The organism is Pseudomonas silensiensis (genome assembly GCF_050434865.1).
Lineage (GTDB): Bacteria > Pseudomonadota > Gammaproteobacteria > Pseudomonadales > Pseudomonadaceae > Aquipseudomonas > Aquipseudomonas fluorescens_W.
Window position 1 is genome coordinate 119,371 of sequence record NZ_JBNDJH010000001.1, and the last position, 21,254, is coordinate 140,624.

Genomic DNA, 21,254 nt, shown 5'->3' on the forward strand with positions numbered 1-21,254 from the left:
CCCAAAGGCCCAAAGGCCAATCGATTAGTCCCGGTAAAACACCTGCACCAGGTGATAGCCGAACTTGCTCTTGATCGGTCCGTGCACAACCCTCAACGGTTTTTTGAAGATCACGGCATCGATCACCCCGACCATCTGCCCGGGCCGCACTTCACCCAGATCGCCGCCGCGCTTGCCGGACGGGCAGGTGGAATACTTCTTGGCCAGCACATCGAAGGCTTCGCCCTTGGCGATGCGTTGTTTGAGCTGCTCGGCTTCTTCCGAGGTTTTCACCAGAATATGGCGGGCTTGAGCTTTCATTGGGGCAGGTACCTTACAACGGTGGTGACAGCATGGCGCGCGATTATGCCTCAACTCACTCCGGTTGGCCGATCATCGCGCGAATCTTGTTGGCCAACAGGTCCATGGAAAAGGGCTTGGCCACCATGTCCATGCCTTCCTCCAGGAAACCCTGGCGCTCGGCGGCTTTTTCCGCGTAACCGGTCATGAACAGCACTTTGAGTTCGGGGCGATGCTGGCGCGCAATCTCCGCCAGTTGCCGACCGTTCATTCCCGGCAGCCCTACATCGGTGACCAGCAAATCGACCCGCAGGTCGGATTCCAGCAGGGGCAGGGCGGTCTTCGCGTCTTCGGCTTCATGGGCGTGATAACCCAGCTCGTTGAGCAGGTCAAGCACCAGCATGCGCACCGCCGGATCGTCCTCCACCAACACCACGGTTTCACCGGCAATCGCGGCCGGCGCTTCGCTGGTGACCGGCATCAGCACGTTTTCGGGTTCTGCGGCGTGCAGCCGCGGCAAGTACAGGCGAACGCTGGTGCCCTGGCCCGGCAAGCTGAACAGGCTGACATGCCCGCCCGACTGTTGAGCAAAACCATAGATCATCGACAGCCCAAGACCGGTGCCCTGGCCGATGGGTTTGGTGGTGAAGAACGGGTCGAAGGCCTTGGCCAGCACCGACGGTGTCATGCCGGTGCCGTTGTCGCTGACGGCAATCATCAGGTAATCCCCGGCCTTGACCGGTTCCAGGGTGTTGATGTCACTGCTGTCGAGGTAAACGTTGGCCGTTTCGATCCGCAACTCGCCGCCATCGGGCATGGCGTCCCGGGCATTGATCACCAGATTGAGCAGGGCATTTTCCAGCTGGCTGACGTCGGTGCTGACCGGCCAGACATCATCGGCCAATTGCAGTTTGAGCTCGATGTGGTCGCCCTTGGTCCGGCTGAGCAGATCTTCCAGGGAATGGATCAGATCATTGGCGTTCAGCGGTTTGCGGTCCAGTGACTGCCGCCGGGAAAACGCCAGCAGGCGATGGGTCAGGGCGGCGGCGCGGTTGGCCGAGGACACGGCCGCCTCGCTGAAACGGCCCACCTCGGCGGCGCGCCCGTCGGCGATGTAGCGCTGCATCAAGTCGAGGCTGCCGATGATCCCGGTGAGCATATTGTTGAAGTCATGGGCGATGCCACCGGTGAGCTGGCCGAGCGCTTCCATTTTCTGCGCATGCCGCAACGCCTCTTCGGCGCGCTCGCGTTCGAACATCTCGTTCTGCAGTCGCTGGTTGGCCTCAGCCAATTGTTGGGTGCGGGCGGCGACTCGTTCCTCGAGCGTTTCATTGAGATTGCGCAGGGCCTCTTCGGTCTGTTTGCGCTCGGTTTCGTCGATCACAAAGATGTAGAAACCATTCACCGCACCATCCGAACCGTGGCGCGGCAAGTAATTCATCAGGGCATGGCGGATGCTGCCATCACGGTGCGGGGTGCTGATGCTGAAACAACAAGGCTTGCCGGACAGTGCCTGGGCGATGTGTTCGGCACGCAAGGCATAGGCTTCTTCACCCAGTACTTCACGGATGGTTTTGCCAAAGAGCTCCTGAGGCGTCAGCCCGTACCAGTCGAGGTAGGCCGCATTGTTCAGGCGAAAGCGTTCTTCGCTGTCCACGTAGCTGATCAGGATGGGCATGGCGTTGATGATCAGTTGCAGCTCGGTCTGGCTTTGCCGCAAGGCTTGTTCTGTGTGTTTACGTTCGGTCAGGTCCAGGGCGGCGCCGAGGAAGCGGATCGGCCGGCCATGGTGGTCCTTGTAGCAACGACCCCGGGCAAACACCCAGCGCACCTGACCGTCGGCCTGCAACAGGCGATATTCCTCGGCATACTCGGTGCCATGGGTGATGGAGTACTTGATGCTGCGGGCGACCATGGCGCGGTCTTCCGGGTGCACGCCCTGAAGGTAGGCGCTGATGGGCAACTGGCTGGCGAGCAGCGGATCGATGCCGTGTAATTGGGCGAAGTGGGTGTCGGCAATGAAGCGGTCTTCGTTTATGTCCCAGTCCCAGGTACCGACGGCGTCGGTGGCCGCGAGGGCCAGTTGCAGACGCTCCTCGGTTTCGTGCTGGGCCTTGAGGCTGGCAGCCGAACGCTGTTCGAGTTCGAGGGCGATGCGTCGGCGTTCGTTGGTTTCGATGGCAGTGACCAGAATCCCGGCGACCTGGGCGCTTTCATCGCGGATGGGGCTGTAGGTCAGGTCCAGCCAGAAGTCGGAATCATGGCCATCACGCTGCAAGGTGAAGCGCTGTTCGCTGTAGGTCCGCACCTGTCCTTGTAGGACTGCGCTGTAAATGGGGTCGGTAAAGTCTTTTAACTCTGGCCAGATCAGGTGTGTCGGCTGTCCGAATGCGTGTGGATGCTTGCTGCCGGCCAGCAGGGCAAAGCCGTCGTTGTAGATCTGCGTGAGCTGCGGCCCCCACAGCAACAGCATGGGCATCGGCGAATGAATCACAATATCCACGGCGGTTCGCAGGCTTTGCGGCCAGGTACTGGCAGCGCCCAGCGGGCTGCGTCTCCAGTCCAGTCGGGCAATCAAGGCCTGGGCATCGCTGCCGGTCGGTGATGCGTTCATCAAAATGTCCTGCATTTAAGTCGGTGTAGCGGCGTCAACTATCCTTGTACCGCAGTAGACGCTGTATGACCCTTTTTGGGTCATTTTTATTCATTGAATGCTTCGCGGGTGCTTTTTGCCATGGAAATCGATGCACTGTTAAGGCTCCTGGCCAGCCAGAATGGCTCCGATCTTTATCTGTCTACCGGTGCGCCACCCAGCGCACGGTTCGAGGGTGTGCTCAAACCCTTGGCCGATCAGCCGTTCAAACCGGGAGAAGTCGCGGCCATTGCCGCGTCCATCATGGACGCCGAACAGCGTCTGGAGTTCGACCGGGAGCTGGAAATGAACCTGGCGATCTCTTTGACCGGTGTCGGGCGCTTTCGGGTCAACATCTTCAAACAACGCAACGATGTGTCAATCGTGGCACGCAATATCAAACTCGACATTCCGCGTTTCGAAGACCTCAAGCTGCCATCGGTGCTGCTCGAAACGGTGATGCTCAAACAAGGACTGATGCTGTTCGTCGGCGCCACCGACTCGGGCAAATCAACCTCGCTGGCGGCATTGATCGACTATCGCAATCGCCACAGCAGTGGCCACATCATCACCATCGAAGACCCGGTCGAGTACATCCATCGGCACAAGAAATCGATCATCAACCAGCGCGAGGTCGGCGTCGATACCCGCAGTTTTCATGCTGCACTGAAGAACACCCTGCGCCAGGCGCCGGATGTGGTGCTGATCGGCGAAATCCGTGACCGCGAAACCATGGAGCATGCACTGGCATTTGCCGATACCGGTCATCTGGTGATTTCCACCCTGCATGCCCACAACGCCCATCAGGCGCTGGACCGGATCATCAATTTCTTTCCCGAGGAGCGCCGCACGCAGCTGCTTCACGACCTGGGCAACAACCTCAAGGCGTTCGTGTCCCAGCGGTTGGTACACACCCGGGACGGTCAGCGACGGGCGGCGGTGGAAGTGATGATCGGCACGCCGACCATCGGCGACCTGATCCGGCGCAATGAGTTTTCAGAATTGAAAGGGATCATGGAGAAGTCTTCAGAGGCGGGGATGCAGACCTTCGATGGGGCGCTGTTCGAGCTGTTTGTCGAGGGTGCGATCGATGAAGCAGAGGCGTTGAAACATGCGGATTCATTGAACAACCTGCGCCTGCGGCTGAAAATGCACGCCGAAGCCACGCCCGGCCCCCATACACCACCGGGTGAATGGGGGCTGATGGACTGACCCCATAGGAGCTGTCTTCGGCAGCACCTATAACAAGTTAGTTGTCGCAGGTGTTGTCGGTGAAAAGAATTAAAGCATGCTGATTGTTGACTAATAATCTGAAGTTACATCTGGAACTTTAGGGGTGCCACTTTTGTAAGTTGCTTGACATTCGGAGCGCGTGATTTGATGGGCCGGTTTTTGGCTGGCTAGTTGTACTGTGGTTGGTCTGTTGGAAATGTTACTTAATAGATTTGCTCTGGATTGTTCGGTTTGAGTAAGTAAGATCGGCCAGGACTGAATAAGTCAGTCAGCTAATTTATTAAGGTTGGGCTATGTATTTTGAATTAAGTGATAAGTTCTATAAACCTCTGGGTGGTTTCGGCAGAGAAGAGGCATTGCGTCAAGACGCGGATGCCGCTGAGCGGAAATTGATTTTGGGTGAACTGAAAGCTTGTCTGGCAGATTATGAACAAAAATTGATTTTGGACAAACTGAACGGTTGTCTGACAGATTGCAGTAGCGACAAAACAATAGATTGGTTTGATTACGAGATGGAGTTAAAGCAGGGCTCGTCGTTGTATGAGATCTATGTGCCGGGAAGCGTTCTGTTCAACGAATTGCTCAATACGGTTGCAATAAGAAGCGCACTCACCCAGGAAAACATGGGTGACGCCGAACTTATTCGTGTTACCCATTCTGGCAAGCTGGAAGTGTATGACGGCCATGGTTGGAGAGACCTCGTCGCGCTGGGATATTTTGACCACCGTAAGGCTGTTCGAGCTTCAATGGAGATCTTGGCGGACATCGCCAAAGAGGCCGGAGGTTGCCTGTGGGCGGACAACATTGTGATTGTCGATCAGTGGCTTCAATTTTATGGCTTCCATGTGCCAAAGACCGTTGCGCAGCTCACAAACCTGATCGGTTACTTCGAGTTTGATTGTCCTGAAGTCGATCATTTTGGCAATTATTGGGGGCAGATCATCACCGATGATCAATCGTTGATCGTATTGTCTGCCGAGCAACTTAACGATATTCGTCAGGCCACTGCAAAACTTATAACTGCGGACAAAAAGCTGCTGGACACACTGTACCGCGAAACGGGTGGCACTGTTGCAACGCACGATAACGCCGCCGAATGTATCGTTCGGTTGGCCAAGTATCCGGCGGCCCAAGCCTGCGCCATGAAACTCCTGAAGGAACTGGACTGGTTCGGTGCAACATCCGGGCAAGACGTCTCTGCACAGGGTCTTGGGCAACTATTGATAACCGCTATTTTGCTGGAGGTGTATCCGCACATTGGTAACGCTCAAGCCAGAAAGAGTATCGGCGGGTTCGATTTGTATGCACCGACCCATGTCGAACGATCTTCGTCGGTCGTGCGCAAGGATCTGGAAACCTTTCTACACAGCAAAGGCTGGGTGAATCCTGTCGTGGCGCCATTGGCATCGCACCTGCTGCTGGCGGAAATCGCGCCAGAATTTCTGGTCAAGGGTGTCCCGTCGTCGCTGATGATGGGTTCGGTTGGCTGGGTGTCCTTCTGCGTTGGAGTTGCCCTGGTGGAAGCGGTCACCAAGGGCGCTTCGCGGGTTTTGACGTATACGCAGATTATGGCGTATGCCGAACTGGAGCCCGTCAGTGATCCGCTGGCACGCCTGCGGGATTTGGCAATGCTCGATCCAATCGTTGACTGGGCCTTGATGAATGACGTGGTGACGACAACGGAACTTAAGCAAGCGGAAAAGGAAACGACTGAGCGGGCAATGACAAAGTTCGAGGAGTACGTGGACCGCACGCACCTTGCCCGCGCCTATACCAGCGCCATTCCAAGCAGAAAAGACATCGCACGGGCGGCGATCAGGGGTGTCGAGCCAACGTGTGCCCTGGAAGATAAAACGCTCTATCAGCAACCCGGCCTACCTGGCTCACATACCGCCATGTCTATGGTCGACCTGCATATGTCCGGTGACCTGGTGGGTGGCGAGTGGGATCTGCTTGGGGTGTTCCCCGACGAACACGCTTACGGTGCGCCCGATTTGCTTTCAAGTATTACTAATCAAAAACATGAAGGTTACTATGATCCATCCATCGTCAGCATTCACAAAAGCTATCCGAGGCTGCAGCGGCTGGAGCCTAATGATCATAAGTATCACCGCCAACTGCGGGGTTACCTCGGCAGTTTGAACAATGCGGTGGTCAGAAATGTGAAGATGGCCCTTTCACACATGCCTCCCTTCGATCTGGAAACTTTTCTGAAAGGCAAGATCACCTTCTTTACCCTTCGCGGCCCGGCGATAGAGACCTCTTCCAGCCGTTTTGGGGGGCCGTTTACAATTAAAAAAAACTACGAAACCCAACAAGGCAAAGATGCTGTTACGGGGCGTTTTGGTATTGTCATGTGCGCGGCTCATGGAAACACTGTTACGTGCTATGAACTGTTTACCTTGCGTGGTGAACTACGTAGAAACAACACGCTTGGTGCGCTGATCGCCAACACCGGAAAACTGCAGGGCGTCGCCAGAGTGGATTTTAAAGGTGATCTGACAGCGCAACAGATACCGATGGATCCAGAACGATTGCCGATTATCCTCAGTGAATACACTGATGGTCTTGTAGAGGCCAGTTCAGCCAGCAGCAGCGTGGCGATAATTGACAAGTTGGGTGAACTTGCCGCGCCGGCTACGCCATCGGAGCGCAAGCAGAGCGTTTATCAGAATTTTGAAAATCCGCAGCTTGTTAGAATTGCCAAGTTCATCGTCAATCATCGTCCGATGATGACGTTTGACGAACTTGAAGCAGTAGCCACTGTGCCAACAGTGCTTGAAACCCAGCGCAAAAAAGGCGAAGAAACTGCGACGTATATTGTCGATCTGGTCGTTCCCTTTAAAAAGTGCATCGAGGATCTATCTTCCGGGGAGCACAATCGGATGGTCGATGGGATGTATGGCTGCGTTATGGATGTCATCGCAGTGGGTGGGGGGCTTGTGGGGGCTGGCGCCAAAGCACTCAGCATCTCGGCGAAGGCTATCTCCATGGCTTCCAAAGCCGTCCGCCTGACCAAGCTCGCTTTCGTCACATCTGTTTCCCTCTTCAACCCCGTGGATGGCGTGCCTACGGCATTGTTCGGAGTCGGGAAACTCGTCCATAAGGGGGCGCTACGCTTTAACAGGCAGGCTCAAGAGATGCTCGGACTGGCGCAGTCCCAGTTGCACAAACTCAATGGCCGTCATAAAACCTACGACCTGGTTCGCGCAGCCAATAGCGCCGATATCACCGGACAGGGTACCTGGCGACCCCATGGTGTAACCGGTAACGCGCTAACGGTGGTGGCCGGGCGGAAGGCCCACCAATGGTATGCCCTTGATCGACTGGGCAAACCCTGGGGGCCAAAACTGAAAAACTTCACCTTTCAGGCCCCTATCCGGTTGCCGCGATTCAATAAGACATTGCCCGTCAGCTATACCCGACGGTTCATTGAGCAAAGCTTGCCGCTGGCGCGTACAAAAATCGACAACGCGATCAACGTCTTGACCCGTCTTGACTTGACGAAGCAACGCAACGCAATCATCAAAGTAATGCTGGGAAGCAACTCGAGCGACGCATTCGAACGGTTGTTGAACTATCTGAGATTGGTCAGGGCAGACTTTGCAGGTCTTTCCATCAGTAATATTTTTCTCGATCCGCTCAAGAACACTAACAATATTGCTGCTTTCAACATGGACGATTACAAGCAATGGAAAGCTGCAAAAGACCAGGCCGACACGAAATTCATCGAAATCTATACGCCCAATATCAACAAGCACTTCATCGGTCTGGGCTTCAACCATGACGTCGTGGCAGACGACTTGATTCATGAGGTGTTCCACGGTGCTGCACAAACTGATGATGTCAGCTATGCCCGCGATGCAGGACGCAACGGTGAAAGAGGGCAATTGCTGGATGTGGCTGCACTGCTGAACCTGGCGTCGGGACATCTGCCGGTTTCAGATGAGGGCCGTGCCTGTCACGCCAGTTCCAAGGCCTTTGAAAATGCTGACTCACTGGCGGTGACCACCTCGCTGCTGAGCCAGCTGTTTACGGACAAGGGTAGTTATGAACTCAATATGTCCATCCTGCGCGGCGCGCTTGAAGCAAACCCCGGTAGCGCGATTGACGAGCCGGTTCTGATCACTCTAAACAACGCTATTGCGCCGAATCCTGACAGTGGAAGGCGCCCGCCTGGTTCGCACATGGATTAACACACACCCGCATGATTGTTTAAGTTCCGAGTTCCGGCCGATCCCGAAACTGCTCAAGCGCTTCGGGATTGGCCAAGGCATCGGTGTTTTTTACCTTCTCACCATGCACCACGTTGCGCACCGCCAGTTCCACGATTTTGCCGCTGATGGTGCGCGGTATATCGGTCACCGCGACAATCTTCGCCGGCACATGCCGCGGTGTGGTGTTGGCGCGGATCACCTGGCGAATCTGCTGCTGCAGTGCTTCGTCGAGTTTGACGCCCTCGCGCAATCGCACGAACAGCACCACCCGCACGTCATCCTGCCATTGCTGACCAATAGCCACGCTGTCCAACACTTGCGGGACTTTCTCCACCTGACGGTAGATTTCGGCGGTGCCGATGCGCACGCCGCCGGGATTGAGCACGGCGTCGGAGCGTCCGTGGATCATCATCGCGCCATGGGGCAATTGTTCCGCGTAATCACCTTGGGCCCACACTCCGGGGAACTGACTGAAATACGAGGCGCGAAGCTTTTCCTGCTGGGGGTCATTCCAGAATCCGATGGGGATTGCCGGGAAGTGCCGGGTGCACACCAGCTCACCTTTTTCGCCGATCACCGGCTGGCCGTTGTCGTTCCAGACTTCCACCGCCATGCCCAGGCTTTTGCCTTGTATCTCGCCACGGCGCACAGGTTGCAGCGGATTGCTGTTCACAAAACACGAAACGATGTCGGTGCCGCCAGACATCGAGGCCAGGCACAGGTCAGCTTTGACGTCGCGGTAAACGTAGTCGTAACTCTGCGGCGACAACGCGGAACCGGTGCAGAGCACGGTTTTGAGGCTACTCAGGTCATGGCTTTCGCGAGGTTTGATGCCGCTGCTTTCCAGGGTCGCGAGGTACTTGGGGCTGGTGCCGAAGACAGTGATGCATTCGTCGTCGATCAGATCGATCAGGCGCTCGGGGGCGGGATGAAACGGCGACCCGTCGTACAGCACCACCGCGCTGTCCACGGCCAGCGCCGAGACCAGCCAATTCCACATCATCCAGCCGCAGGTGGTGTAGTAGAACAACCGGTCGCCGGGGCCGAGGTCGCAATGCAGGCCATGTTCCTTGACGTGTTGCAGCAACACGCCGCCGGTACTGTGAATGATGCACTTCGGCACGCCAGTGGTGCCGCTGGAATAGAGGATGTACAGCGGATGCGCAAAGGGCACGGGGACGAAATCCGGCTCGCCGCCAGCGTCGTAGAAGTCATCCCAGAGCGTCACGTTGGCCCGGGTGTGGAAGTGTTCGATGTGCGCCTGCGGTCGGGCGTAAGGCACGACAATCAACTGCTGCAAGGACGGCAAGCGTTCAAGAATTTCATTGACCTTGGCGGTCTGGTCGATGTCCTTGCCGGCATAGCGGTAACCGGCGCAGGTGATCAGCACTTTGGGCTCGATCTGGCCGAAGCGATCGATGACGCCCTGGGTGCCGAAGTCCGGTGAGGAGCAGGACCAGATCGCTCCCAGACTGGTGGTGCCGAGCATCGCCACGAGGGTTTGCCAGGTATTGGGCATGCACGCCGCGACGCGGTCACCGAGGCTAACACCGGCGGCTTTCAGGCTGTTTTGGAAACCGGCGACATGCTCGGCCAGTTCGGCCCAGGTCAGGTGTTCACGCTGGCCGTTCTCGCCGATGGCAATGACCGCCACGGCATCGTCGCGACGGCGCATCAGGTGTTCGGCGAAGTTCAGGGTGGCGCCGGGAAACCATTGGGCGCTGGGCATTTGCGCGCCCTCGACCAGCACAGCGTCCGGTTGATCGTGGAAACGGATGTCGAAGAAATCGACGATGGCCTGCCAGAACGCTTCACGCTGATCGATGGACCATTGATGCAGGGCAGGGTAGTCGTCGACATGGAGGTTGTGTTGCTGATTGATGAAGCGCCGAAAGGCCTCCATGCGGGTTTTGCCGATGCGCTTGGCGCTGGGTTGCCAGAGGATGTCGGACATGGCTTGCCTCTTCTTTCTTATGTATACGCACACTGGCTTTTGTGGCGAGGGAGCTTGCTCCCTCGCCACAGGGATTGGTGGCGGGTTATTGCGCCAACCACCCACCATCGATATTCCACGCCGCGCCACGCACCTGGCTACCGGCCTCACTGCACAAAAACAGCACCAGTTCGCCCAATTGTGGCGGCGTCACAAACTCCAGGGAAGGCTGTTTCTCGGCCAGCAAATCATGCTGCGCCTGTTGCGGGTCGACCCCTTTGGCGATGCGATCATCAATCTGCTTCTGCACCAGTGGCGTCAACACCCAACCCGGGCAGATGGCGTTGCAGGTGACGTTGGTGGTCGCCGTTTCCAGGCCCACCACCTTGGTCAAACCGATGACCCCATGCTTGGCCGCGACGTAAGCCGCTTTGCCCACCGAGCCGACCTGGCCATGCACCGAAGCGATGTTGATGATCCGTCCCCAGCCCTTGGCGCGCATGCCTGGCAAACTCAAACGGGTGCTGTGGAATACCGACGACAGGTTGATCGCAATGATCGAGTCCCAGCGCTCTGCCGGGAAGTCTTCCACCGGCGCCACATGCTGAATACCGGCGTTGTTGACCAGGATGTCCACGCCGCCGAATTCACGCTCGGCGTAGGCGATCATGTCGGCGATCTGCTCAGGGTTGCTTACGTCAGCCGGGTGATGGCCGACCTTTCCACCGAATTGCTCAACCTCGGCAATCACCTTGGACGCATCACCGAAACCGTTGAGGATCAGGTTGGCGCCAGCCTTGGCCAGGCTGAGGGCGATGCCCAGGCCGATGCCGCTGGTGGAACCGGTGACCAGTGCAGTCTTGCCCGAAAGAGTCGTCATGAATACCTCACACAATGCCAGTGGCGTAGAAAGTACCGATCACCACAAAAACCGCCAGGGTCTTGATCAGCGTAATACAGAAAATGTCTTTGTAGGCTTCGCGGTGGGTCAGGCCGGTCACCGCCAGCAAGGTAATCACCGCGCCGTTGTGCGGCAGGGTGTCCATGCCGCCACTGGCCATTGCGGCCACCCGGTGCAGCACTTCCAGCGGAATGTTTGCCGCATGGGCCGCTGCGATGAAGTCATTGGCCATGGCCGCCAGCGCGATACTCATACCGCCCGACGCAGAACCGGTGATGCCGGCCAGCAAGGTTACGGTAATCGCTTCGTTGACCAGCGGATTGGGGATGCTCTTGAGCCAGTCGGCCAGCACCAGGAAGCCCGGCAAGGAGGCGATCACCGCACCAAAGCCGTACTCCGACGCGGTGTTCATCGCCGCCAGCAACGAACCGCTGACCGCACTTCGACTGCCTTCGGCCAACTTGCCGCGAATCGCCTGGAAGCCGAACACCAACACCATGATGATGCCGACCAGCAAGGCTGCCTGAACGGCCCAGATCGCGGTGAGCTTGGCGATGTCGGTGGTCACCGGCGCGGCCATGCCCGGCAGCGCGAGGCTGTGGGTCTTGCCGTACCACTGCGGAATCCACTGGGTGAACAACAGGTTCATGATGCCGACGGCCAACAGCGGCGACACGGCGATCCACGGGTTGGGCAGTTTGATGTCGGCAGCGGTTTCCGGCTCGTTGCGCAGTTCGGTGCCATAACCCTCACCGGCGCGCTGAGCCTTGTTGCGTTGGCGCTGCAGAAACAGCATGCCGGCGCAGACCACGAAGATCGCGCCGATCAGGCCCAGCCAAGGTGCGGCCCAGGCGGTGGTGTTGAAGAAGGTGCTGGGGATGATGTTCTGGATTTGCGGGGTGCCGGGCAGGGCGTCCATGGTGAACGAGAAGGCGCCGAGGGCGATGGTCGCCGGGATGAGTCGCTTGGGAATATTGCTCTGGCGGAACATTTCAGCGGCAAACGGGTAGACCGCGAACACCACCACGAACAGCGACACGCCGCCGTAAGTCAGCAGGGCGCAGACCAGTACGATCACCAGCATTGCCTGGCGGGTGCCGAGCAGGCGAATCGCCGCGGCGACGATGGAGCGCGAAAAGCCCGACAGCTCGATCAGCTTGCCGAACACTGCACCGAGCAGGAATACCGGAAAATACAGTTTGATGAAGCCGACCATTTTCTCCATGAACACCCCAGTGAAAGCGGGGGCGACGGCGGAAGGGTCGGTGAGCAGAACGGCGCCGAGGGCGGCGATCGGGGCAAAGAGGATAACGCTGTAGCCACGGTAGGCCGCGAGCATTAGCAGCGTGAGAGCTGCCAAGGCAATGATCACACTCATGGTGTGTCTCCTGGATTGTTATTTTTTTAGGGTGGATCTTGGTGGGAGAGGGCTATAGCGAGTTTCGTGCCAGACAGGCAAGCCGTTGAAATATAAGGAAATATGTAGATTGTTTGAGTGAGGTTTTGGTTGTTTGTCTCTATTTGGAGACTTGTGTCGGCAATGCCGGACTCATCGCGAGCAGGCTCGCTCCTACAGGTTGACCGAGTTGCGTGCACGAATGCGGTTAAATGTGGGGGCGAGCCTGCTCGCGAAGGTCTGTCTATCGATGGAGATTTGTGTCTCTTTATAGAGACTCCGCAATCCCCAATGCCACCATCTTCTTGTACAACGTCGACCGCCCCAGCCCCAATCGCGCTGCCGCTTCAATCACCTTCCCTCCGCATTGCGCGAGGGTGCTTTCAATCAACTGCCGATCAAACCGCTCACGAGCCTCACTAAACGTCTCATGCGCAACCGACTCAATCGTTACCGGCGCCGCACGCTCTACCGGTGTGAACGTCCCAATCGCCGCGCGGATATCCGTGGCATTCAGCATCAGGTCATCGCTGAGCAATGCCGCGCGCTCCAGCACATTGCGCAGCTCGCGAATATTCCCCGGCCAGGCATGTTGACCCAGCAGGTCCAGGGCTTCGCGGTTCAATTCGTGCTGACTGCGCAGCTCCTCCAGAATCGCTTCACTGAGGGCGGGCAGGTCATCGAGTCGATCACGCAGCGGCGGGACCTGGATCGGCAGCACGTTGAGGCGGTAATACAGGTCGGCGCGAAATTCACCGCGTTTGATTGCGGCTTCCAGATCCGTGGAGGTCGCGGCAATCACCCGCACATCGCTCTGGATCACTTCGTTGGAGCCCACCGGTTCGAATTCTTTCTCCTGCAGTACCCGCAGCAATTTGCTCTGCAGTGGCAACGGCATGTCGCCGATTTCATCGAGAAACAGGGTGCCGCCCTGGGCAATCTGTAACTTGCCGGCGCGGCCCTTGCGATCAGCACCGGTAAACGCGCCAGGCGCGGTGCCGAAGAATTCCGCTTCCAGCAACGATTCGGGAATCGCCGCGCTGTTGATGCTGACAAAGGCTTTGTGCGCGCGCGGCGAAGCGCCGTGGATCGCCTGGGCCAGCAGCTCTTTGCCGGTGCCGGTTTCACCAAGTAGCAATACCGGAGACTCGGCGCTCGCGCTGCGCCGGGCGCGGCGTTTGACTTCGAGGCTGGCGGCGCTGGTGCCGATGAAGTGCGCGAAGTTGTACTTGGTCTGCCGCGCTCGCAACAGCGAGCGGGTGGACGCCAGTTCTTCCTGCATGCTCATGTAGCGCTTGAGCATCGGCGAGAGGCTGCGCAATTCGTCAAACAGTGCAAACCCGATGGCACCGATCACCACGCCGGCGTCGTCATGAATCGGCAGGCGCATCACCACCAGCGGTTCTTTGGGGGTGTCCTGCATGTCGAGCAAAATCGGCCGACCGGTGCGCACCACCTCACGCAACAGACTGCCGGGGATCACGCTTTCGCAGGCCTTGCCGATCGCCACTTCCGCCGACTCCAGGCCAAAGCGTCGGGCATAGCGCTCGTTCATCCAGACGATGTTCGCGTCGCGGTCGACAATCACCGTGCCTTCGCTGGACTGCTCGATGATCTCGAACAACGAACGGATCGCCAGCAAGCGAACGCGCTGATAGTCCTTGAGGCTTTCGGTGGTGTTCATCGGACGGCCCCAGGATGCGCCGCCGCCAACAGCTCTTTGGTATAGGGATGCTGCGGTGAATCGAATACTTCGTGGCTGGCACCGCTTTCTACTACTTTGCCGTCCTTGATCACGATCATGTCGTGAGCCAAGGCACGGACCACCGCCAGGTCGTGGCTGATGAACAGGTAGGTCAGGCCATGTTTTTCCTGAAGTTGGCGGAGCAGGGCGACCACTTGTTTTTGCACGGTGCGATCCAGCGCAGAGGTCGGTTCGTCCAGCAGGATCAGCGCCGGTTTCAGCACCAGCGCCCGGGCGATGGCGATGCGTTGGCGTTGGCCGCCGGAAAACTCGTGCGGGTAGCGATGACGGCTTTGCGGGTCGAGGCCGACTTCTTCCAGCGCCCGAATCACTTCGGCCTTGCATTCGTCAGCCGTCAACTGGCTATGCACTTCAAGGCCTTCACTGATGATCTGCGCCACGGACATCCGCGGGCTGAGGCTGCCAAACGGGTCCTGGAACACCACCTGCATTTTCTTGCGCCACGGCCGCAGCTGTTTTTGCGACAGGCCGTCCAGCGCTGCACCCTGAAAGCGAATGCCGCCTTCGGAATCGAGCAAGCGCAGGATTGCTTGACCCAGCGTCGACTTGCCGGAGCCGGATTCGCCCACAATACCCAGCGTCTTGCCGCGCTGAATGTTCAGACTGATGCCGTCCACGGCCTTCAGGTAGGTCTTGCGCTGAAACAGCCCGCCACCGAGGGCAAACTGAACGCGCAGATTATCCACTTCCAGCACGTTCTCGCGCTCGTCCCGGGGCAGTGCTTCACCATCCGGTTCGGCGTTCAGCAAGACGCAGCTGTAAGGATGTTTCGGTTCGGTAAACAGTGTTTCGCAAGGTGCCTGCTCGACGATTTCCCCGGCCTTCATCACGCAGACTCGCTGGGCAATGCTGCGCACCAGATTGAGGTCGTGGCTGATCAGCAGCAGCGACATGCCGAGACGCTGTTGCAGGGATTTGAGCAGCAGCAAGATCTTGCGCTGCACCGTCACGTCCAGCGCTGTGGTCGGCTCGTCGGCGATCAGCAACTCTGGTTCGCAGGCCAAGGCCATGGCGATCATCACCCGTTGCCGCTGGCCGCCGGACAATTGATGGGGATAGGCCTTGAGCCGCTCTTTGGGTTTCTGAATGCCGACCAGATGCAGCAACTCGAGAATCCGCTCTTGCGCGGCTTTACCGGCCAGGCCCTTGTGCAGCAACAGGGTTTCGCCGATCTGCTTTTCGATGCTGTGCAGCGGGTTGAGCGAGGTCATGGGCTCCTGGAAGATCATCGCGATGCGGTTACCCCGCAGTTCTCGCAACACCTTGGCCGGAGCGCCGACCAGCTCCCGGCCACGGTAGCAAATACTGCCCGTGGTTTCGGTGCCGGTCTCGGGCAGCAGTTGCAGGATCGAGTGAGCGGTCACCGACTTGCCGCAGCCCGACTCGCCCACCAGCGCCAGGCATTCGCCGGGGCGGATGTCCAGGCACAGATTGCGCACCACGGTCTGGCCACTGAAGGCCACGCGCAGGTCACGAATCTCGATCAGGTTGTTACTCATATCAGCCGTCCGCATCACGATCGGGGATCAAAGGCGTCACGTAACGCCTCGCCAATAAACACCAGTAAAGAAAGAATCAGCGCCAGGGTGAAAAACGCCGTCAGCCCCAGCCACGGCGCTTGCAGGTTCTGCTTGCCCTGACCGATCAACTCGCCCAGCGATGCACTGCCGGCGGGCATGCCGAAACCGAGGAAATCCAGCGCTGTGAGGGTGGAAATCGCTCCGGTCAGAATGAACGGCAGATAACTCAGCGTCGCATTCATTGCGTTGGGCAGGATGTGCCGGACGATAACCTTGCGGTCGGTCAGGCCCAGCGCCCGCGCGGCTTTGACGTATTCCAGGTTGCGTCCGCGCAGGAACTCGGCGCGCACCACGTCCACCAGGGCCAGCCAGGAAAACAGCGCCATGATCCCCAGCAGCCACCAGAAATTGGGCTCGACGAAACCCGACAGGATGATCAGCAGGTACAGCACCGGCAGCCCCGACCAAACCTCCAGCAACCGTTGACCGATCAGGTCGACCCAGCCGCCGTAATAGCCTTGCAGGGCGCCGGCGGCGATGCCGATCAGTGCGCTGACAAACGTCAGCATCAAGGCAAACAGGATCGACACCCGCGCACCGAAAATCACTCGGGCCGCCACGTCCCGCGCCTGATCGTCGGTGCCCAGCCAGTTGACCTTCGTCGGAGGGCTGGGCGCGGGTTGGTTGAGGTCGTAGTTCGGCGTGTCGTCGCTGAAGGGGATTGGCGGGAACAGCATCCAGCCACCGTCCTTGTGAATCAGCTTCTGCACATAATCGCTGCGGTAGTCCGCCTGGAACGGCAGCTGCCCGCCAAATTCCTGCTCGGTATGACGCTTCAGGGCCGGGAAGTAGAGGGAGCCCTGATAGCTGACGATCAGCGGTTTGTCGTTGGCGATCAGCTCGCCACCGAGGGTCAGCAGGAACAGGCCGACAAACAGCCACAGCGACCACCAGCCGCGACGGTTTTTCTTGAAACGCTCAAAACGACGACGACCTAACGGCGAGAGCTTGAACATCAGGCGTTCCTCGCGGCGAAGTCGATACGCGGGTCCACGAGGGTGTAGCAGAGGTCGCCGACGATTTTTATCAAGAGACCGAACAGCGTGAAGATGAACAGCGAACCGAATACCACCGGATAGTCCCGTGAAACCGCGGCCTCGTAACTCATGCGACCCAGGCCGTCGAGGGAGAAGATCACTTCGATCAGCAAGGAACCGGCGAAAAATACGCTGATGAACGCCTGGGGAATCCCTGAGACCACCAGCAGCATGGCGTTGCGAAACACGTGACCGTAGAGCACTCGGCGTTCGCTCAGGCCCTTGGCGCGGGCGGTAACCACGTATTGGCGCGTGATTTCATTGAGGAAGGAGTTCTTGGTCAGAATGGTCAGCGTGGCGAACCCGCCAATCACCAGCGCCGTCACCGGCAATACCAGGTGCCAGAAGTAATCGGCGATTTTGCCCACGGTCGACAGCGATTCGAAGTTGTCCGAGACCAGCCCGCGCACCGGGAACCAGTTCAACGAGGTGCCGCCGGCGAAGACCACGATCAGGAACATCGCGAACAGGAACGCCGGCATGGCGTAGCCGATGACGATCGCGGTGCTGCTCCAGATATCGAAGTGGCTGCCGTGGTGCACGGCCTTGCGGATGCCCAAGGGAATCGACACCAGGTAGGTGATCAGCGTCGCCCAGAGCCCAAGGGAGATGGTCACCGGCATTTTTTCCAGGATCAGGTCGGTGACGGTCGCACCACGGAAAAAGCTCTTGCCGAAGTCCAGGCGCGCGTAACTGGTGAGCATCAGCCACAGGCGTTCGTGCGCCGGCTTATCGAAGCCGTACTGCTTTTCGATGTCCTTGATCAGTTGCGGGTCGAGGCCGCGACTGGATCGGGAGGTGCCGGACATGCGTTCGCTGGAACCGCCGCCGACACTCGCGCCGCCAATGCCTTGCAAGTGCGCGATGGCCTGTTCCACCGGGCCGCCCGGCGCGGCCTGGACGATGATGAAGTTGACCAGAAGAATGATCACCAACGTCGGAATGATCAGCAGCAAACGCCGCAGTATGTAAGCCCACATCAGTGCGGCCCTCCAGGTCTGCCACGGCTGATTTGCTCAGCGGTCATCTGTTGGTTGGTCAGCGGCGTGGTGCTGATTTCCCACCAGCTCTCGATGGCTTCGTCATTGCTCGCTTGCTCGTTGGGCCTGCCGAAACGATTCCACCATACGGTGGAGCTGCCCGGCGGGTAGTAGTTGGGAATCCAGTAGTAGTTCCATTGCAGCACCCGGTCCAGGGCGTGGGCGTAGTGCAGCATTTCGGGTTGGGTGGTGGCGCGAATCAGCCCGGCGATCAGTGTGTCGACCGCCGGATTTTTCAACACCATGTAGTTATTGGCGCCAGGGTCGTTGGCCGAGACCGAGCCGAAGTAATTGAGCAGTTCACCCCCGGGCGACGTCGTGACCGGGTAGCCGGTGACGATCATGTCGTAGTCGCGGCTCATCAGGCGATTCACGTATTGGGACGAGTCGATGCGACGGATGTTCATGTCGATGCCGATCTGTTTCAGGGTGCGCTTATAAGGCAGCAGCAATCGGTCCATGCCGTTCTGGCTGACCAGGAAAGTGAAACTCAATGACTTGCCTTCGGCATTGACCAGCTGATCGCCATCGGGTTTCCAGCCGGCCTGTTTGAGCAAATCGAGTGCCTGCAACTGTTTGTCGCGTATCACGCCACTGCCATCGGTTTTCGGTGCCTGGAAAACCTGGGTGAAAACCTCGTCGGGGATCTGCCCGCGCAGCGGTTCGAGAATCGCCAGTTCGCCGGCGTCCGGCAGTTGTCGAGCGGCGAGGTCGGTGTTGGAAAAGTAGCTCTGCTGGCGGATGTACATGTCGCGCATCATCTGCCGGTTGCTCCACTCGAAATCCCAGAGCATGGCCAGCGCCTGACGCACTCGGCGGTCCTGGAACAGCGGGTTTTGCAGGTTGAACACAAAGCCCTGAGCCGTTTGGGGCGCTTGTGTTGCCAGGTGCGCCTTTTGTAGGCGCCCGTCGCTCAGGGCCGGGCTGTCATAGCCGATGGAGTAAGCGGTGGCGGAGAATTCGCGGTTGTAGTCGTAGGCACCGCCGCGCAGCACCTGGCGGGCGACGTCGGTATCGCCGAAGTACTCGATGCTGAAAAGATCGAAGTTGTAGAGGCCGCGACTGACCGGTAGATCCTTGCCCCACCAGTCGGCATTGCGCGTGAAGGTGATGCTGCGGCCGGAGTCGACTTTGCTCACCCTGTAGGGGCCACTGCCCAAAGGTGGTTCGTAACCGCCGCCATTGGCGAAGTCGCGAGTCTTCCACCAATGCTCGGGAAACACCGGCAAGGTCGCGATATCGAGGGGCAGGGTACGGTTTTCATTGCTCTTCAAGTCGAACCGAACTGTCAGGGGTGATTCCACTTCGACGCCTTTGACGTCGGCAAATTGGGTGCGATAACGCAGGCTGCCCTGGGTCATCAACAGGTCGAAGGTGTAGCGTACGTCTTGGGCCGTGATCGGTTTGCCGTCGGCGAAGCGGGCTTTGGGGTTCAGGTAGAAGCGCAGGAACAACCCGTCATCCGAGCGCTCCATCTTCTCAGCCACCAGACCGTACACGGTGTAAGGCTCATCCAGTGAACGCTGCGCGAGGGGCGAGTAAAGCAGGCCGTCGACCTGTGTGACGCCAATGCCTTTATCGATATAGGGCAACATATGGTCGAAATGACCGATTTCGACGGCCGAACGGCGCATCGTGCCACCCTTGGGGGCTTGCGGGTTTGTGTAGGCAAAATGACTAAAGCCGGCAGGATACTTCGCCGGTTCACCGTACACGGTCAACGCATGTTGCGGTGCTGCAGTCACACCAGTGACACTCAACAACAGGGCCACGGCCGTGAACAATAAAGTAGGGAACGCCAGTCGCATTGTCAGCCTTAGAGCCGGGTGGTCAGTAACCGCAATTTGTACGCTAGCGGCGCTTCCCTCGCCACTCGTATCACGTAACCGAAACACAACGGCCCACCAAAAGGCGGGCCGTTGTGTAGAAAACTTGAGGCTTGATCAGTCCTGACGGCTGGTCACTTCCAGCAGGTGGTAACCGAACTGGGTCTTGACCGGGCCTTGCACCACGTTGATCGGTGCGCTGAAGACCACGGTGTCGAATTCCTTGACCATCTGGCCTGGACCAAACGAACCCAGATCACCGCCCTGGCGGCTGGACGGGCAAGTGGAGTTGGCTTTGGCGACTTCGGCGAAATCGGCGCCGCCTTCGATCTGGGCTTTCAGTTCGTTGCACTTGGCTTCCGAGGCAACCAGGATGTGACGGGCAGTGGCTTTAGGCATGGGAAAATGCTCCTTTCAATGTTCAGTAAAGTGCTGAGCCTACCGGATTCAGTGGCCTATTTCTCCTCAAAGTTCCGTCCAGACCCTGGAGGCCGGTATGGCATTCCTTTATAGACCGGCATTTCTCAGACGCTCCGCATGCTGCACATACAGGGCAATCGGGTCGACGCCCTTGCGCAACGGACCGGCGGTCTGGCTGAGGCTGTCCAGATGATCCAGCGGATAGTCGGACCGGATGACTTTACCCAAATGGGAGCTGTAGCGGCCAACCAGTCCGTCGTTCTGCTCGGGCTCGGTGGTGAAGTATCGGGAAAAGGCGCGGAGAAACCCGTGCAGTGGACTCAGTGCATCAAGCCCTTTGTCCAGGATGTCGCCCTGCAAGGTGCCGCTCCAGGAGTAATAATGTACGCCGTCGACCCGTTCGCGACCCTTGCCACCCCAGGTTTTCGGCAAACCCTGGGGGTATTTGTCGTTGAACGCGCCTACGCCTTCGGTGGTCAGGGCGTTCAGAGCGGCGATGGCGTTCTGCGGCAGGTGACGGTGGCCGCTGAGCAACGATAGAAAGTCTGCAAACAACGTTGCGACCGTCGCGGCGACATGTTCCGGCAGGCGGCCGGGCGTCAGCGCCTTGCGCAGGAAGTCGGCCAGTTCCGAGCCGTGATTCGGTCCGCTGACGGACGTCACCGAAGCGATGGCCTCCGGCGCTGTCGCTGCCGCATAACGTGCGGCGAGTGCGCCTTGGCTGTGGCCGATCAAGTTGACTTTGTTTGCACCGGTTCCTTCCAGTACCCGTTCGACCTGCGCCAGAAGTTGGTCGCCGCGGGCTTCATTGCTATGGGTAGCCGACAGGTGCGGGATAAACACTCTTGCGCCTGCACTCCTGAGGGCCTGCTTGACGTCATGAAAGAGTTCGACCTTGCCGATGCGATCGAAGCCGAAGAGCCCGTGGACCAACAGGATCGGATACTGAGTGGTTGCATTCCGTAGCATGTTCTTTCCTTTTTCGCAGTCGTTCA

At 58.6% G+C, this 21,254-nt stretch carries 14 protein-coding genes; 2 read left to right on the forward strand and 12 right to left on the reverse strand.

Translation table 11 applies throughout. The features are described 5' to 3' along the window. Positions 1-24 precede the first annotated feature (24 nt). Together QF010_RS00490 and QF010_RS00495 are read right to left on the reverse strand one after the other, a co-directional pair. Entirely contained in the window at positions 25-300 is a 276-nt protein-coding gene (locus QF010_RS00490) for a peptidylprolyl isomerase (RefSeq protein ID WP_007898282.1), read from the reverse strand. A gap of 55 nt (positions 301-355) precedes the next feature. Beyond that, entirely contained in the window at positions 356-2,893 is a 2,538-nt protein-coding gene (locus QF010_RS00495) for a hybrid sensor histidine kinase/response regulator (RefSeq protein ID WP_429532322.1), read from the reverse strand. A 120-nt stretch (positions 2,894-3,013) separates the two neighbouring features. Between QF010_RS00495 and QF010_RS00500 the strand changes: the two genes are divergently transcribed. Further along, positions 3,014-4,123 carry a PilT/PilU family type 4a pilus ATPase gene (locus QF010_RS00500; RefSeq protein WP_429509405.1) on the forward strand — a complete coding sequence of 370 codons (1,110 nt, stop codon included), beginning with the start codon at positions 3,014-3,016 and terminating at the stop codon, positions 4,121-4,123. A 314-nt stretch (positions 4,124-4,437) separates the two neighbouring features. Beyond that, positions 4,438-8,340 (forward strand): hypothetical protein, encoded by a 3,903-nt coding sequence (locus tag QF010_RS00505; RefSeq protein ID WP_429532323.1) that lies wholly within the window; start codon positions 4,438-4,440, stop codon positions 8,338-8,340. A 19-nt stretch (positions 8,341-8,359) separates the two neighbouring features. Here the strand turns inward: QF010_RS00505 and QF010_RS00510 are convergent, their stop codons facing one another. From QF010_RS00510 to QF010_RS00555, 10 genes are all read right to left on the reverse strand, one after another. Beyond that, a complete protein-coding gene (locus QF010_RS00510; RefSeq protein WP_429532324.1) occupies positions 8,360-10,315 on the reverse strand; it encodes an acetoacetate--CoA ligase in 1,956 nt (651 codons plus the stop codon). Between the two features lie 85 nt (positions 10,316-10,400). Further along, positions 10,401-11,174, reverse strand: coding sequence for a 3-hydroxybutyrate dehydrogenase (hbdH, locus tag QF010_RS00515; protein WP_429532325.1), 774 nt, complete (start codon positions 11,172-11,174; stop codon positions 10,401-10,403). 7 nt (positions 11,175-11,181) lie between these two features. Next, positions 11,182-12,573, reverse strand: a complete 1,392-nt coding sequence (locus QF010_RS00520) for a GntP family permease (protein WP_033061670.1) — start codon at positions 12,571-12,573, stop codon at positions 11,182-11,184. Between the two features lie 286 nt (positions 12,574-12,859). Further along, positions 12,860-14,275 carry a sigma-54 interaction domain-containing protein gene (locus tag QF010_RS00525; RefSeq protein WP_033061671.1) on the reverse strand — a complete coding sequence of 472 codons (1,416 nt, stop codon included), beginning with the start codon at positions 14,273-14,275 and terminating at the stop codon, positions 12,860-12,862. Then, positions 14,272-15,855: an ABC transporter ATP-binding protein gene (locus QF010_RS00530; protein ID WP_429532326.1), complete on the reverse strand. Its 1,584-nt coding sequence runs from the start codon at positions 15,853-15,855 to the stop codon at positions 14,272-14,274. Before QF010_RS00530 ends, QF010_RS00525 begins: the two co-directional genes overlap by 4 nt. Before the next feature lie 14 nt (positions 15,856-15,869). Further along, positions 15,870-16,892 (reverse strand): ABC transporter permease, encoded by a 1,023-nt coding sequence (locus tag QF010_RS00535; RefSeq protein WP_429532327.1) that lies wholly within the window; start codon positions 16,890-16,892, stop codon positions 15,870-15,872. Continuing rightward, positions 16,892-17,953 carry a microcin C ABC transporter permease YejB gene (locus tag QF010_RS00540; RefSeq protein ID WP_033061674.1) on the reverse strand — a complete coding sequence of 354 codons (1,062 nt, stop codon included), beginning with the start codon at positions 17,951-17,953 and terminating at the stop codon, positions 16,892-16,894. Before QF010_RS00540 ends, QF010_RS00535 begins: the two co-directional genes overlap by 1 nt. Then, a complete protein-coding gene (locus QF010_RS00545; RefSeq protein WP_429532328.1) occupies positions 17,953-19,821 on the reverse strand; it encodes an extracellular solute-binding protein in 1,869 nt (622 codons plus the stop codon). The genes QF010_RS00540 and QF010_RS00545 overlap by 1 nt, the downstream gene beginning before the upstream one ends. Before the next feature lie 135 nt (positions 19,822-19,956). Then, positions 19,957-20,238, reverse strand: a complete 282-nt coding sequence (locus QF010_RS00550) for a peptidylprolyl isomerase (protein ID WP_033061676.1) — start codon at positions 20,236-20,238, stop codon at positions 19,957-19,959. Between the two features lie 108 nt (positions 20,239-20,346). Continuing rightward, a complete protein-coding gene (locus QF010_RS00555; RefSeq protein ID WP_429532329.1) occupies positions 20,347-21,228 on the reverse strand; it encodes a lipase family alpha/beta hydrolase in 882 nt (293 codons plus the stop codon). Between the last annotated feature and the right edge of the window lie 26 nt (positions 21,229-21,254).